Here is a 13,307-nt window from a genome sequence, read left to right on the forward strand (position 1 = left end):
CTTTTGGAAAAAACTCCCGGAAACCACCGCACGCCTGCACCGTCACAGCAGGGACTGCACGGCGAACAAAACGACGGACCCGACATAAACGGCCAGCATCAGACAAGCGCAGCAAAACAGGAACAGGCGGTAACCGCAAGCCAGCACGGCCCTTCTCAACGGCGCTTCCGGATGCCGACGCGCCCACCCGGCATACAGCAAAAGGAACAGGGCCGCCACAGCGGACACCACCAATGTTTCCTTCAGCAAAGGGGGAAAATAATCAAACACCACCCGGTTCCGTCCAGGTTCCAAACGCACCGCCATCAACTCCCCAACCTTCTCCACAGGCACGGAAACCCCGTTGCGGACGGCGCTCCATCCCCTGTCATATACCACCGGAATCATCAGGGCCTCCCCTGCCCCGGCGGCAAGGCCCACCTCCACGTGGCCGCCTCTCCCCCGTTCCTCCATCCTGCGGGGGGAGGAACCTTCCGGAAATGCGGGCAAATCCCATTCCCCCTGCTGTGCGGCGGCCACGATCATGGGGCACTCCACCAGCCGCCGCATCACCCCGGTTACCAGGGTTTCCCCGCCGGTTACGGCGGATTTCAATTCCAGAGTTCCGTTGTAAGTCCTCCCTTTCCAGCCGGGCTTCTTCTGCGCTTCCGCCATCACGGGGACCTCCCGCCCGTCCACCTTCAATTCATCCGTATCCGTCAGGGGAAAGCCGTACACGTCCCCGTCTCGCTCCGGAATCCTCATGCTGTAGGCATTCCCGCATACTTCCGTCCGCGCCTCCGCAGGAACGTACAGCGGACTCTTGCCGGAAGGGAACAGCCGCGCGTACAATACATTGAGATTCTCGAAAACGGAAGCCTTGTCGTCAAGCTCCAGTCCCAGGGCGCTTTCAGGCACCACCCGCCCCCATTGCGCGCCCGGCAGGCGGTACAAATACATGCCGTCGCGGGACAGGACATCTTCCATGCCTTCCACGGGACGGGACGCCAGCACGAACCCGTGCCCCAGCAAAAGGTCGGAAAACAGGGTTCCCCCCTGTCCATAAGTGCGCGTAAACTCGTCCCGGTATCCCAGGTTCTTCAGAAAACGGAAATGGGCGATGCTCGTCGTGTGCCGGAAATTGCTGATGGAGGGAATGTTCCCCAGGCAGGCGGAATTGTCCACCATCACCCTGTCCCGGTCCTTCACGCGCAAAAGCCCCTGATACCCGTGCATCTGCCGCGCCAGCCACTCCGCATTCAGGCACTGCACGGCGGCCTTTTCCTCATCCCCCTTCTTCCAGAAAGCGGCAGCTCCCACGGGCAGCCCTAGCAGCAGCACGGCGGCAATGCCGCCCATCAGCCTCCTGCCTTCCGCATGCTTCCAGATCAACCAGGCGCACAGGAAAAACAGCAGCAGAAGCAGGCGGACGGCAACATCCATCTCCGCCACGTGCAGAACAACCGTGGAAACGGCAAACGCCGCGGCGGGCAATCCCAGACAAAGCGGCCATCCGAATCTCCGGCCCTGCGGCACGGGCAGCCGATCTCCTGCCAGAATCCAGGCGCAGAACGCCGCCACCACCAGTCCGGGAATAAAGCCGAACCGGACGGGAAAATCCACGTAGCTCCACAAATGGGCGGCGCGGTGGAAAGGCTCCACGAACGCCGGAAGAATGGAAGCCGCCAAAAGAAGGGCAAACAGGCGCACGCACCTGTCCGGAGGCGCGGACTCCCTTCGTCTCCGCACCAGGAACAGGACTGCCAGGGCGGCCGGAGCCATCCCCGGCAGGCAGGAATACAGGCGTTCCAGGAACTTGGGAGGATCAAACGGCCACAGCAGCTCGGAAAACAAGGGAGCCGTCATGAACAGGGACCTCATGGAATCCCGGCTCATCTCCATCATCGGCAGCCAGTAATAACTGGTAACCAGCGTCACCGCCGCCGTGTACCAGAAAACGCGGGCCAGAATCATGCGCCGCTCTTCCGTCCCCTTCAACGGCAGCGTATAGGCCCACGCAAACAGCCACCCGACCACCACGGCCATGAAAGCGCTGTACAGGGAGGTAGCCAGCAGGAACAGCCCCACGGCATACAGCCAGCCCCGGCCGCCGTTCACCAGGCGGTACAGCCCCAGCGCAAACAGCGGAAACATGGCGGCATGGTCCAGAAACTGCATGAAGCCGTACTTGGTCTGGAAAAATCCCCCCAAGGCGTACCCGGCGGTCAAAAGCACGGTCCACCCCACGGACAGGGATGGAAACACGCGCCTCAGGAACCAGGAAGCCGTCAGGCAAATGCAGACCACGTCCGCCAGCATCACCCAGACCATGTCCCTCAGCAGGAAGGAATCCCCCATCGCCACGGCAATCCAGGAGGAGGGGACCAAAAGCTGATGAGGCAGGGAGGGGCTCACCCGGATGCCGCACCCCGCATTGATATCATAAAAAAAAGAGCCGTCACACGCTCCGGACATCAGAGCGGAGGCATAATACTTCAGGGCCGGATACACCATCTGCCCGTTGTCCATGTACTCCAGAAAATGGCCTCCGAACGGCCAGACGCCCCTGAGGGCCAGAAACAGGCACGCCGCCAGAAGGGCAAACCCTGCGGACGCCAGCGACGTCAATACCGGACGTGAAGAGGCGGAAACCATGGAATGTTCAGCGTACAAACGGTTCGGCGGCCTGGACCAGCCGCAGCGCGCGGGAGCTCTCTTCCACATCATGAACGCGGTGGATTTGCGCGCCGTGCAAATGCCCCCATACCGTCATCACCGCCGTACTCAGCGGCTCACGCCCCGCATCCGTTCCTCCCAGAATGGCGCCCAGCATGCGCTTGCGGGAAAGGCCCAGCAACACCGGACGTCCCGCCACATGTAGCTGGTCCATATTGGAAAGAAGAGTCAGGTTATGGTTCAGCGTCTTGCCGAAGCCGATGCCGGGGTCCCAGCAGACCTGTTCCGGCAAAAGCCCCTTTCCCAGCAGAAAATCATACCGTTCCTCAAAATAGCGATGCACCTCCTCCAGAACATCCCCGTACGCGGGCGCGTCCTGCATCGTCTCCGGGCGCCCCTGCATGTGCATCACCACCACGCCGCAGCGCGCCTGCGCGCACAACTCCGCCATGCCGGGGTCCGACAGGCCGGAAATATCATTGATCACGTCCGCCCCCGCCTCCAGCACCGCGGCCGCCACGGCGGCATGGCGCGTATCCACGGAAATCACGGCCTCCGACCGCTTCCGGAGCTCCCGTACCACGGGCAGCACGCGGGCCAGCTCCTCATCCGCGGAAACCTCCGCCGCTCCCGGACGGGTGGACTCGCCCCCTATGTCCAGAATAACGGCGCCCTGCCGTTCCAGCTCCTCCGCATGGCCAAGGGCCTCTTCCAGCGCATAAAAACGGCCTCCGTCGGAAAAGGAATCCGGAGTAACATTCACAATCCCCATCAGCACGCCGCCGCGCTCTACGTTCAACTCATGTCGCCTTACGAGCCAATTCATTTAATTACGTTCTTGTCAAAGGCACTATACATCACTTTAATAAGTCAGAAACACTTTTTTCATCATGAAAACATCGCCCCTGCTTTTCATCGTCCCGCTGGCCCTGGCGGCTTCCGTCCTTCAGGCCGCGCCGGACGAATTCAAGATACGGGAACCCTCTTCCTCCCGCCTGGTCAAGCATGAGGACGGTTCGCGCAGCTATTTTGAAAGAACCTCCAACGGCCAGGGCATGCGGAAGCGCACCTACAACGTCAACAACGTCCTTGTCTCCGTCACCTACTATTCCCGCGGGAAATTCGGACAACTCACGTCCTGCCTGATCTATGACGGCAAGAAAAATGAACTGTTCAACGTAAGCTACGGCTACAACCAATACGCCGAGCTGGTGGAAGAACGCATGTTCGACTCCAAGACCAAGGAACTCGTCCGCCGCTTCCTGTACAGGTACGACGCCCAGGGAAACCGAAGCAAACCCATCTGCATCACGCTGGTCAAGAACAAGAACCTTGAAATCCACAGTGGCCCTTCCGCTCCGGAAAAAGACCCCTTTGCCGACGATTTCAAGCCGCGGAACAGATAACCCGGATTTCCATCAGCGGGAAAACATTTCCCCCTCACTCCGGCCGCCCGTCTTCACGATGCGCGGCCGGTTTTCTTTTCACGGGAAATTCCTGCCTTTACTCCTCGTCATTGGCTTCCAGCCTGCGCCGCCAGCGGCGGTCTATCCAGGGGCGGACAAGCCCGTACAGCAGGTAAATGGAGAAAATCACCGCGGGCATCACCCACGGAAACTTGAAAATGCAGATCACCGTCAGAACAATGAACACGATCGCGTACATCGTGCCGCGGGTGCGCATGTTGATATGCTTGAAGCTGGGATAAATCACCCGGCTCATCATCAGCACGGAAACGCCCGCCATCGCCAGGGCGATCACGTACTTGAACGCTCCCAGGTCCATGGACCCGTCTGGAGCCCTTCCCGCCAGATACATCACCAGGTACATGGTGGAAACCACGGCTCCGGCCGCCATCGGAACGGGAAGCCCTACAAAATCGCTGCTCTGCCCCTCCTTGCGGGGGGCCGAAGCCATGCAGTTGAAGCGCGCCAGCCGCAAGGCGGCGCACAGCAGGTACAGGATGCCGATGCCCCAGCCCACTTCCGGCGGGGAAAGCTGGAACAACACCGCCTTGGCCACCAGCAGGGCCGGAGCGATGCCGAAGGAGACGATGTCCGCCAGGGAATCGAACTCCCTGCCGAACGGGCCGTCCTGCCCGCGCATGCGCGCAATCCGGCCGTCAAACAAGTCGAACAGGCACGCCGCGAAAATCAGGAACGTGGCATTTTGATAATAGGCAAAGGCCGCCACGGCGTCGCTGTCCGCCTGGTTGATCCCCTCAAAAATCGTCAGAATGGCGAAAAATCCGCACACCAGGTTCCCTGCCGTGAACAGGTTCGGCAAAATGGGAATCTCGGGTTCGTCCGGAAAAATCTTCTTGTCCATGATCGGCTTCTTTACTGGAGCGGCCCCTCAAGGCCTATCCGTTGATAATCTTGCGCGCCGCGGCGGCCAGCGTCTGGGGGTCTGCATCCTGCGGGGCGGAACCGCGGGCCTGGTCGGCACGGCCGCCGCCCTTGCCGCCGGCCAGGGACGACACCTCGCGGACCAGGTCCCCGGCGGACAGGCCGTCCGCAATGGCATCTTTGCCACAATACGCTCCCAGGAGCAAGGAAGAACTATCCACGCACAGCAGGAAGGCCGCACCCGCATACTGGCGTTTTTTCAGGCCGTTGAGCAGTTCCTGGAGAAGCTCTCCCGACCCTTCCGCCACCTGAATCAGGGAAGCGGGATCACCGGAAAGCCATTCGTTCAGCAGGGCGTCAGCCCTGGCGGCAGACTGGCCGGCGCGGGCCTTCTTCAGCTTCTTCTCCGCATCCAGGGCCGTCTGCTTGAAATGTTCCACGCTGGCGTCAAACCGTTCCAGGGATTCATTCACCGTGCGGATGTCGGAAGCGCCGATGGCGGACAGGCCGGGCTTGCCCTCAATCGTGGGAACCGGAACCTGCTCCATCCCCATGTCCTCCAGGGCATAATTCACCTCCTTGATCTTTTCCACCGCCTTGGCAATCTCCAGGCTCTTGGCAACGACGTGCTGGCGGATCATCTCCAGGGCGGCATCCCCTGTCATGGCCTCAATGCGGCGCACGCCGGAGGCGATGGCCCCTTCGCTTTTGATCTTGAACAGGCCGATATCCTTCGTATTCGCGATGTGGGTACCCCCGCAGAACTCCATGGAAACGCCGTCCAAAGCGTTCTCGCAGCCGCCCACCTGGACGACGCGCACCAAATCCCCGTACTTGTCTCCAAAAAACTGGGCGATGGCGGAATTCCCCTTCACCTCCGCATAGGCGCGTTCCGTGCAATACACCGGCAGTCCGGCGTCAATCCAGCCGTTTACCTTCTCTTCAATCTTCCGCAGCTGGTCCGGCGTAACGGCTCCGCTGTTGAAATCAAAGCGCAGTCGGTCTTCCGAGACGAAGGACCCCTGCTGGGCCGCATCCGGGCTCACCACCTGGTGCAGGGCGCAGTGCAGGAGGTGGGTGGCGGTATGGTGGGCCTCCACCCGGCGGCGGCGTTCCGCGTCAATGCTCAAATGCACGCGGTCCCCGGGCTTCACGTTCAGCCCTTCCTGATACTCCACCACATGGGCGCGCGCTCCGCCGATCTGCTGGACGGCCGCCACGTGGTAGCTGTCCCCGCCGATCTCGATCAGTCCGGCATCGGACACCTGGCCGCCCATCTCCGCGTAAAACGGCGTCTTGTCCGTAATAATAAACAGGGAGTCCCCCTGGCGGCTCACTTCCAGCACGGTGGCGGCGCACTCGTCCACATCGTAGCCCGTGAAATCCGTTACGGCGTCCGTCTTCAAATCCAGGGCGCGCACCACCTCGCTCTTCCGTGCCGCGCGGGCCCGGTCGCGCTGTTCCTCCATCAGGCGGTTGAAGCGTTCCATGTCGATGTCCAGCCCGCGTTCCTCCGCAAGCAGGGCCGTCAGGTCCACCGGGAATCCGTAGGTATCGTAAAGCTTGAAGGCAAACTCGCCGGTCACCTTCCCGGCGGAAGCCGTTTCCGCATCAAACAATTCCAGGCCGCGGTCCAGCGTTTCATTGAAGCTGGCCTCTTCACGGGTCAGCACCTCCTTCACCGTATCGGCGCGGGAAGCCAGTTCCGGGAACACCTGGCCGAAGGAGGCCATCAGCGTATCCACCAATTGGGCCAGGAACGGCTGGGAGAACCCCAGGCGGCGTCCATAGCGCACGGCGCGGCGCAAAATGCGGCGCAGCACGTAATTGCGGCCGTTATTGCCCGGCAGAATTCCGTCCGCAATGGAAAAACTCAGGGTGCGCAGGTGGTCGGCAATCACGCGGAAGGCGATCGCCTCCTGGAGAACGTCGTCCCCGGCGGCCACCAGCTTGGAGCCGGGAGCGGGATAAACGTCCGTGTACTTCCGGCCGCTCAGGGCTTCCAGCCTGTCAAACAGGGGGCGGAACACGTCCGTGGCGTAATTGGAAGGCTTGCGGGAAAAATCCTTGAACCCGTCCGTGCACTGCATGATGGAGCAGGCGCGTTCAAAGCCCATGCCCGTATCCACATGGCAGGCGGGCAGGTTGCGCATGGAGCCGTCGCTCTCCGCATTGTACTGGATGAACACCAAGTTCCAAATCTCGATGCACAAATCGGAATCCTTGTTCACCAACCTGCCGTGCGTATCACCGTTCGGCGTCAGGTCCACATGCAGTTCGGAACAGGGGCCGCAGGGACCGGTCTCTCCCATCATCCAGAAATTGTCCTTCACGTTGCCGTGCACGATGTGAACGTCCGGGTCCAGCCCATGGGAACGGAACAGTTCCGCCCAGTAATTCCAGGCCTCCTGGTCAAACTCGCCGGGATCTCCCTTGCTCTTGTCCGGAGCGTACACCGTGGCATACAGCCGTTCCGCCGGAAAACCCCAGCGTTCCACGACCAGCTCCCAGGCCCAGTGAATGGCTTCCTTCTTGAAATAATCGCCGAAGGACCAGTTGCCCAGCATCTCGAAAAACGTGTGGTGGTAGGAATCGTAGCCCACATCCTCCAGGTCGTTGTGCTTTCCCCCGGCGCGGATGCACTTCTGGGTGTCCGTGGCGCGGGCGGGCTTCCACGGCGGCGTCCATACGCCCAGGAAATACGGAACAAACTGGTTCATGCCGGCATTCGTGAACAACAGTCCGGGGCTTTGTGGCATCAAAGAGGCAGAAGGCACGACCGTGTGCTGTTTCTCGCGGAAAAAGTCCAGAAAGCTTTGGCGGATCTCGGTGGCGGTCATCATATCGATTGGAAAAGTAAAAGTCGCCGGATTATGCCCGTTCTCCCCCCCTTAGTAAACCGCTAATTCCTTCCCCGTCATGATGACTGCGTTTTTGTTTGCAAAGAAATATTATACATGCGTATAAACATAGACATGAAAAAGCTGGTGGTCATCCTGATCCTGCTGTGTGCCGCAGGCGCGGCGGCCTGGTTCATTTACCGGGAGGTTCCCGCCGGCCCCGAACAGGAAGCCGTGCTCTACGGCAACGTGGACCTGCGGCAGGTGGACCTGGCCTTCCTGATCTCCGAGCGGATCGACTCCGTGCTGGTGGACGAAGGAGACACCGTCACCGCCGGGCAGAAACTCGCCACGCTGGAAACGGTGCGCCTGGAGCAGGCCGCGGATGAGGCGCGCCAGACGGCGGAAGCCGCCCGCCAGAACTACCTGCGCGTGAAAAACGGCCCCCGCCGGGAGGAAATAGCCCAGGCGCGGGCGAATGTGGAATCCGCCCAGGCCACGCTGAACAACGCCGCCCTGCGCAGCAAAAGGCTCGTGGCGCTGGCGGAAAGCAAATCCATCTCCCGGCAGGAAGCGGACGACGCCGTAGCCTCCCAGCAGGTGGCCTCCGCCAATCTGGACGTAGCGCAGAAACAGCTGGAACTGCTGCTGGCCGGCTCCCGCGTGGAAGACATAGCCCAGGCCCTCGCCCAGTACAACCAGGCCAAGGCCAACCTAACTATCAGGGAGCAAAACCTGAAAGACGCCGTTCTCTACGCTCCGAGCGACGCCGTGGTGCGCAACCGCATTCTGGAAAAGGGGGACATGGCCTCCCCCCAGAAACCCGTTTACAACCTCTCCCTGACCCACACCAAATGGGTGAGAGCGTACCTCACGGAATCCCAGCTGGGGAAAGTCAAGCCCGGCTTCTCCGCCACCGTCCATAACGACAGCTTCCCCGGCACGGACTTCAAGGGAACGGTGGGATTCATCTCCTCCGTTGCGGAATTCACGCCTAAAAACGTGGAAACGCCGGACCTCAGAACGGCCCTGGTCTATGAAGTGCGCATCATCGTGGACGATCCGGACAACCGGCTGCGCCTGGGAGCCCCGGCCACGGTCACCATCCCCCTGGACCAGGAAAGCGGCCGGCCCGCTCCGGAACACTCCAGGCCATGAATGCAGACTCCCGCCTCCTGATCGACTGCCGGAACGTCCGCAAAATGTTTCCGGACCCGGCAGGCGTCCCCTTTGCGGCGGTGGACGCCGTCTCCTTCCGCCTCTCCTCCGGGGAAATCGTGGGGCTGCTGGGGCCGGACGGCGCGGGAAAAACCACTCTCATCCGCCTGATTACGGGGCTGATGAAACCGCATGAGGGCTCCATCTTCGTCCTGAATCTGGACTCCGTGAAAAAAAGCCGGGCCATTCAATCCTCCATCGGCTACATGCCGCAGAAATTCGGCCTGTACGAGGACCTCACCGTCCGGGAAAACATGGAGCTTTACGCCCGCATGCACGGCGTCTCCGGCCAGGACCGGGAAAAACGCTTCCGCAGCCTCCTCTCCATGACCAGCCTGGAACGCTTCACCGGACGCCTGGCGGGCAAACTCTCCGGCGGCATGAAGCAAAAGCTGGGGCTGTGCTGCTCGCTGATCTCCTCCCCGCCCCTCATCCTGCTGGACGAACCTACGGTGGGCGTGGACCCCCTCTCCCGCCGGGAACTGTGGAACATCCTCGGGCAATTCTCCCATGAGGAAGGCGTGGGGGTACTCGTCAGCACCTCATACATGGATGAATCCGCCTACTGCAACAGAACCCTCATCATGTATCAGGGGCGGTTGCTCGTGGACGCGCCGCCCGCGGACGTCATCGCGCGCGCGGAAGGCATGTGCGTCACGGTACAAACCCCGGAAAAAATCAACACCCGCCAGTTCCAGAGCAGGCTGTCCGCCATGCCCGGCATCATCAACGCCACGCCCCAGGGAGGAACGGTCCGCATCATCCTGCCGCCGGACCACCCCACGCGGCAAAAACTGGAGGAATACCATCCGCAGCCGGGCAGTCCGGACTTCTCCGACGGCTTCATGACCCTGCTGGCGGAACAAACGGACCCGGCGCCCGAAGACGTTCCCGTTCCGGAAGGAAAACCGCTCCCGGAACAGGCGGCGGAAGGGGACGTCGTCATCCGGGTCACGGACCTCGTACGCCGATTCGGCAATTTCACCGCCGTCAACCACGTCAGCTTCTCCGTCCGGAAAGGGCAGGTCTTCGGCCTGCTGGGGCCGAACGGAGCGGGGAAAAGCACCACCTTCCGCATGCTCTGCGGGCTGCTGCCTGCCACCAGCGGCACGCTCAACGTAGCCGGGGCGGACCTGCGGACAGCCGCGGCCCGGGCACGGAGGAAAGTAGGGTACGTAGCCCAGAAATTCTCCATGTACGGCATGCTTACCACGCGGCAGAACCTGGAATTCTTCGCCGGGGCGTACGGCATGGCCGGGAAGGAGCGGAAGGACGCCATCCAGGCCATGGAAGAGGAATTCCGCCTCACCCCCTACATGGACTCTCCCGCCGCCCACCTGCCCGGCGGCTACAAGCAGCGCCTCAGCATGGCGTGCGGGCTGCTCCACTCCCCGGACATCCTCTTTCTGGACGAGCCCACCTCCGGCGCGGACCCGCTGGCGCGGCGCGACTTCTGGCTGCGCATCAACTCGCTGGCGGAAAAAGGCGTCACCATCATCATCACCACCCACTTCCTGGGAGAGGCGGAATTCTGCGACAACATGCTCATCATGATGGACGGCACCACGCTGGCGGAAGGCTCCCCGGATGAAATACGCAAACACGCGCCGCCCCGGGAGGACGGCGCGCCCGCCTCCCTGGAAGACGCCTTCCTGGCCATCACGGAACAATACATGAAGAAGGGAGGGGAAAACTCATGATCGCCTCCCTCAAACGCATCGGCGCCCTCATCGTCAAGGAACTCCACCAGGTAGTCCGGGACCCCGGTAACGTGGGGATCGCCGTCATCCTTCCCGCCGTGCTCCTGCTCCTCTTCGGCTACGGCATGAGCATGGACATCAAAAACGTGCGCATCGCGTACCTCGCGGTGCCGGCTTCCGGCCAGTCCACCAGCCTGGAAACGCGGCTCACCCTCTCCAAATACTTCCAGACCCGGCGCGTCTTTTCCTCCCATGAGGCGGAAGAACTGCTGCGCACCCATGAAGTGGACGCCTTCATCGCCCTGCAAAGCAACGCCCCGGACACCCTCAACGGCGGCATCACCAAAATCCAGATCGTCGTCAACGGCGTCAATGCCAACCAGGCCACCCTCATCCGCAGCTACCTTCAGGCGGTCGTCGGCTCCTGGGCCGCAGAACTGGCCGGGCAAACCGCCTCCGCCCTGGACGTGCAGGCGCGCACCCGCTTCAACGAAGCCAACGACAGCCACTACTACCTGGTGCCCGGGGTCATCGTCACCATCATGACCATGATCGGCGCGCTGCTCACCTCCCTGGTCATGGCGCGGGAATATGAACGGGGCACGCTGGAAAGCCTCTTCGTCACGCCCGTGGGCAGCGGGGAAATCCTCACCGCCAAGGCGGCCACCAACTTCCTGCTGGGCATGGTCAGCCTGGCCATCTCCATGGTCTTCGCCGCCTTCGTCTTTGACATCCCCATCCGCGGCTCCCTCCTCCTGCTGCTGGCCGTCTCCGCTCTGTTCCTCATCGTGGCGCTGGGTCTGGGGCTGGTCATCTCCACGGCCACGAAAAACCAGTTCCTGGCCTGCCAGTTCGCCATCATGGGCACCTTCATGCCCGCCCTGATGCTCTCCGGCTTCCTGTACGACATCCTCAACATGCCTCCCGCCGTCCGGGCCGTCACCTACCTCATCCCCGCGCGCTACTACGTCACCCTGCTCCAGACCCTGTTTCTGGCCGGGGACATCCCCTCCGTCATCATTCCGTGCTGCATCACACTGGGCGTCTTTGCCGTGGTCCTGATGAGCATCGCGCGCCTGAAAGCCCCCAAATCCCTTGAATAACGCCATGGACTTCTTCATCCGGTTAACCTCCCTCATCAAAAAGGAACTGCTGGCCGTGCTCAGGGACAAAAAAAGCCGGCTGGCCCTCATCATCCCTCCCGTCCTCCAAATCTGCATCTTCGGCTACGCAGCCACCATGAACGTCACCCGCGTCCCCTACGCCGTGCTGGACAAGGACGGAGGAGAACTGGCCGCCCAATACATCGCGGACCTGGAGGGAACGGGCATCTTCCGGAGGCAGGCCACGGCGGCCACGGAAAAAGACATCGACAGCCTGATCGACAGCCGGGACATCGTCCTGGGCCTGACCATTCCGCCGGACTTCTCCCGCAATCTGCAAACGGGGCGGCCCGCCTCGCTCCAGCTCATTGGAGACGGCCGAAACACGAACACCGCGGCCATCGCCCTCAGCTACGCCCAGCAAATCGCCTCCAACTTCGGGGCGGAACTCCTCGCCAAAAACGCAGCCGCCCCCCCGGTTGAAATAGAATCCCGCGCCTGGTTCAACCCCAACCTCATCACCCGCTGGTTCATCGTTCCCGGCCTGATCGCCGTGCTTGCCCTCATCGGGTCCGTGCTGTCCGGGGCCCTCTCCATCGCCCGGGAACGGGAGGAAGGCACCTTCGACCAGCTCCTGGTGGCTCCCTACACTCCCCGGGAAATCCTGCTGGGCAAGGGAATATCCACCGTGATCACCTCCATCATGCAGACCTTCTTCATCGTGCTGGTGGCCATGTTCTGGTTCCGCATCCCCTTCCAGGGCTCCATCTGGTTGCTCTCCGGCGCCATTCTTCTCTTCATCATTACGGGAGCGGCCATCGGCCTGTGCATCTCCTCCTTCTCCCAATCCCTGCAGCAGGCCATTGTGGGAACCTTCCTGCTCGTCGTCCCCACGGTCATGCTCTCCGGCTTCGCCACGCCCATCTCCAGCATGCCGGAATTCTTCCAGGACCTCACCCTGCTCAACCCCATGCGGTACGGCCTGGAACTCATCCAGCGCATCTTCCTGGAAGGCGCAGGATTCATGGACCTCTGGCCCCTCTTCGGGGCCATCACGCTCGTTACCATCGGAACCGCCGCGGCCGCCATCTTCTCCTTCCACCGCAAAATCTCCTGACGGAAACCCAGGCTGCTCCCGCCGCCCATCCCTGAATGGCCCTTGCCCCGGGCAACTCTGACGGCCAGCCCTTCATCTGGGCACCCTCCCTTTTCCCAATCCCGTCACCCGCATAAAAATACTTGCATCCGGCCCGTTTTTTCTATTCTATCTCTCTCGTTCTGATTGGAACATGGGCTCGTCGTTCAATGGATAGGACATCGGTTTCCGGTACCGACGATGTAGGTTCGATTCCTACCGGGCCTACCAAAACAAATCCATGCAAGTTAAAAACTTGCATGGATTTTCCTTTGCCGGGACAGGCTGTCTGACAACCACCGGCAGCA

At 61.7% G+C, this 13,307-nt stretch carries 9 protein-coding genes and 1 tRNA gene; 6 read left to right on the plus strand and 4 right to left on the minus strand.

Annotation, left to right across the window (positions count from 1 at the left end):
• Positions 1-42: 42 nt before the first annotated feature.
• Both OQH67_RS02060 and folP read right to left on the minus strand, forming a co-directional pair.
• Positions 43-2,706, minus strand: a complete 2,664-nt coding sequence (locus tag OQH67_RS02060; protein ID WP_215436421.1) for a YfhO family protein — start codon at positions 2,704-2,706, stop codon at positions 43-45.
• Positions 2,642-3,481, minus strand: coding sequence for a dihydropteroate synthase (folP, locus tag OQH67_RS02065; RefSeq protein WP_215436423.1), 840 nt, complete (start codon positions 3,479-3,481; stop codon positions 2,642-2,644). The genes OQH67_RS02060 and folP overlap by 65 nt, the downstream gene beginning before the upstream one ends.
• Positions 3,482-3,545: 64 nt before the next feature.
• On the opposite strand from folP, the gene OQH67_RS02070 reads away from it, so the two are divergent.
• Positions 3,546-4,061 (plus strand): hypothetical protein, encoded by a 516-nt coding sequence (locus tag OQH67_RS02070; RefSeq protein ID WP_067571134.1) that lies wholly within the window; start codon positions 3,546-3,548, stop codon positions 4,059-4,061.
• 97 nt (positions 4,062-4,158) lie between these two features.
• Here the strand turns inward: OQH67_RS02070 and pssA are convergent, their stop codons facing one another.
• Both pssA and alaS read right to left on the minus strand, forming a co-directional pair.
• Positions 4,159-4,983: a CDP-diacylglycerol--serine O-phosphatidyltransferase gene (pssA, locus tag OQH67_RS02075; protein ID WP_215436425.1), complete on the minus strand. Its 825-nt coding sequence runs from the start codon at positions 4,981-4,983 to the stop codon at positions 4,159-4,161.
• Positions 4,984-5,017: 34 nt separating this feature from the next.
• On the minus strand, positions 5,018-7,846 hold the full coding sequence (gene alaS / locus OQH67_RS02080) for an alanine--tRNA ligase (RefSeq protein ID WP_215436426.1): 2,829 nt from the start codon (positions 7,844-7,846) through the stop codon (positions 5,018-5,020).
• 114 nt (positions 7,847-7,960) lie between these two features.
• Between alaS and OQH67_RS02085 the strand changes: the two genes are divergently transcribed.
• The 5 genes from OQH67_RS02085 (at position 7,961) to OQH67_RS02105 (ending at position 13,230) form a co-directional block, all read left to right on the plus strand.
• Positions 7,961-9,001, plus strand: a complete 1,041-nt coding sequence (locus OQH67_RS02085; protein ID WP_215436429.1) for an HlyD family secretion protein — start codon at positions 7,961-7,963, stop codon at positions 8,999-9,001.
• A complete protein-coding gene (locus OQH67_RS02090) occupies positions 8,998-10,761 on the plus strand; it encodes an ATP-binding cassette domain-containing protein (protein ID WP_215436432.1) in 1,764 nt (587 codons plus the stop codon). The genes OQH67_RS02085 and OQH67_RS02090 overlap by 4 nt, the downstream gene beginning before the upstream one ends.
• Positions 10,758-11,864: an ABC transporter permease gene (locus tag OQH67_RS02095; protein WP_215436435.1), complete on the plus strand. Its 1,107-nt coding sequence runs from the start codon at positions 10,758-10,760 to the stop codon at positions 11,862-11,864. The genes OQH67_RS02090 and OQH67_RS02095 overlap by 4 nt, the downstream gene beginning before the upstream one ends.
• A gap of 4 nt (positions 11,865-11,868) precedes the next feature.
• On the plus strand, positions 11,869-12,981 hold the full coding sequence (locus OQH67_RS02100; protein WP_215436441.1) for an ABC transporter permease: 1,113 nt from the start codon (positions 11,869-11,871) through the stop codon (positions 12,979-12,981).
• 174 nt (positions 12,982-13,155) lie between these two features.
• A tRNA-Arg gene (locus OQH67_RS02105) sits at positions 13,156-13,230 on the plus strand.
• The last annotated feature ends 77 nt before the right edge of the window (positions 13,231-13,307 follow it).

Origin of the sequence: Akkermansia biwaensis, assembly GCF_026072915.1 — a bacterium.
Lineage (GTDB): Bacteria > Verrucomicrobiota > Verrucomicrobiia > Verrucomicrobiales > Akkermansiaceae > Akkermansia > Akkermansia biwaensis.

Coding starts and splice junctions, on each gene's coding strand:
- OQH67_RS02060 (WP_215436421.1), bottom strand. CDS start 2,706: ATGATGTGGAAGAGAGCTCCCGCGCGCTGCGGCTGGTCCAGGCCGCCG.
- folP (WP_215436423.1), bottom strand. CDS start 3,481: ATGAATTGGCTCGTAAGGCGACATGAGTTGAACGTAGAGCGCGGCGGC.
- OQH67_RS02070 (WP_067571134.1), top strand. CDS start 3,546: ATGAAAACATCGCCCCTGCTTTTCATCGTCCCGCTGGCCCTGGCGGCT.
- pssA (WP_215436425.1), bottom strand. CDS start 4,983: ATGGACAAGAAGATTTTTCCGGACGAACCCGAGATTCCCATTTTGCCG.
- alaS (WP_215436426.1), bottom strand. CDS start 7,846: ATGATGACCGCCACCGAGATCCGCCAAAGCTTTCTGGACTTTTTCCGC.
- OQH67_RS02085 (WP_215436429.1), top strand. CDS start 7,961: ATGCGTATAAACATAGACATGAAAAAGCTGGTGGTCATCCTGATCCTG.
- OQH67_RS02090 (WP_215436432.1), top strand. CDS start 8,998: ATGAATGCAGACTCCCGCCTCCTGATCGACTGCCGGAACGTCCGCAAA.
- OQH67_RS02095 (WP_215436435.1), top strand. CDS start 10,758: ATGATCGCCTCCCTCAAACGCATCGGCGCCCTCATCGTCAAGGAACTC.
- OQH67_RS02100 (WP_215436441.1), top strand. CDS start 11,869: ATGGACTTCTTCATCCGGTTAACCTCCCTCATCAAAAAGGAACTGCTG.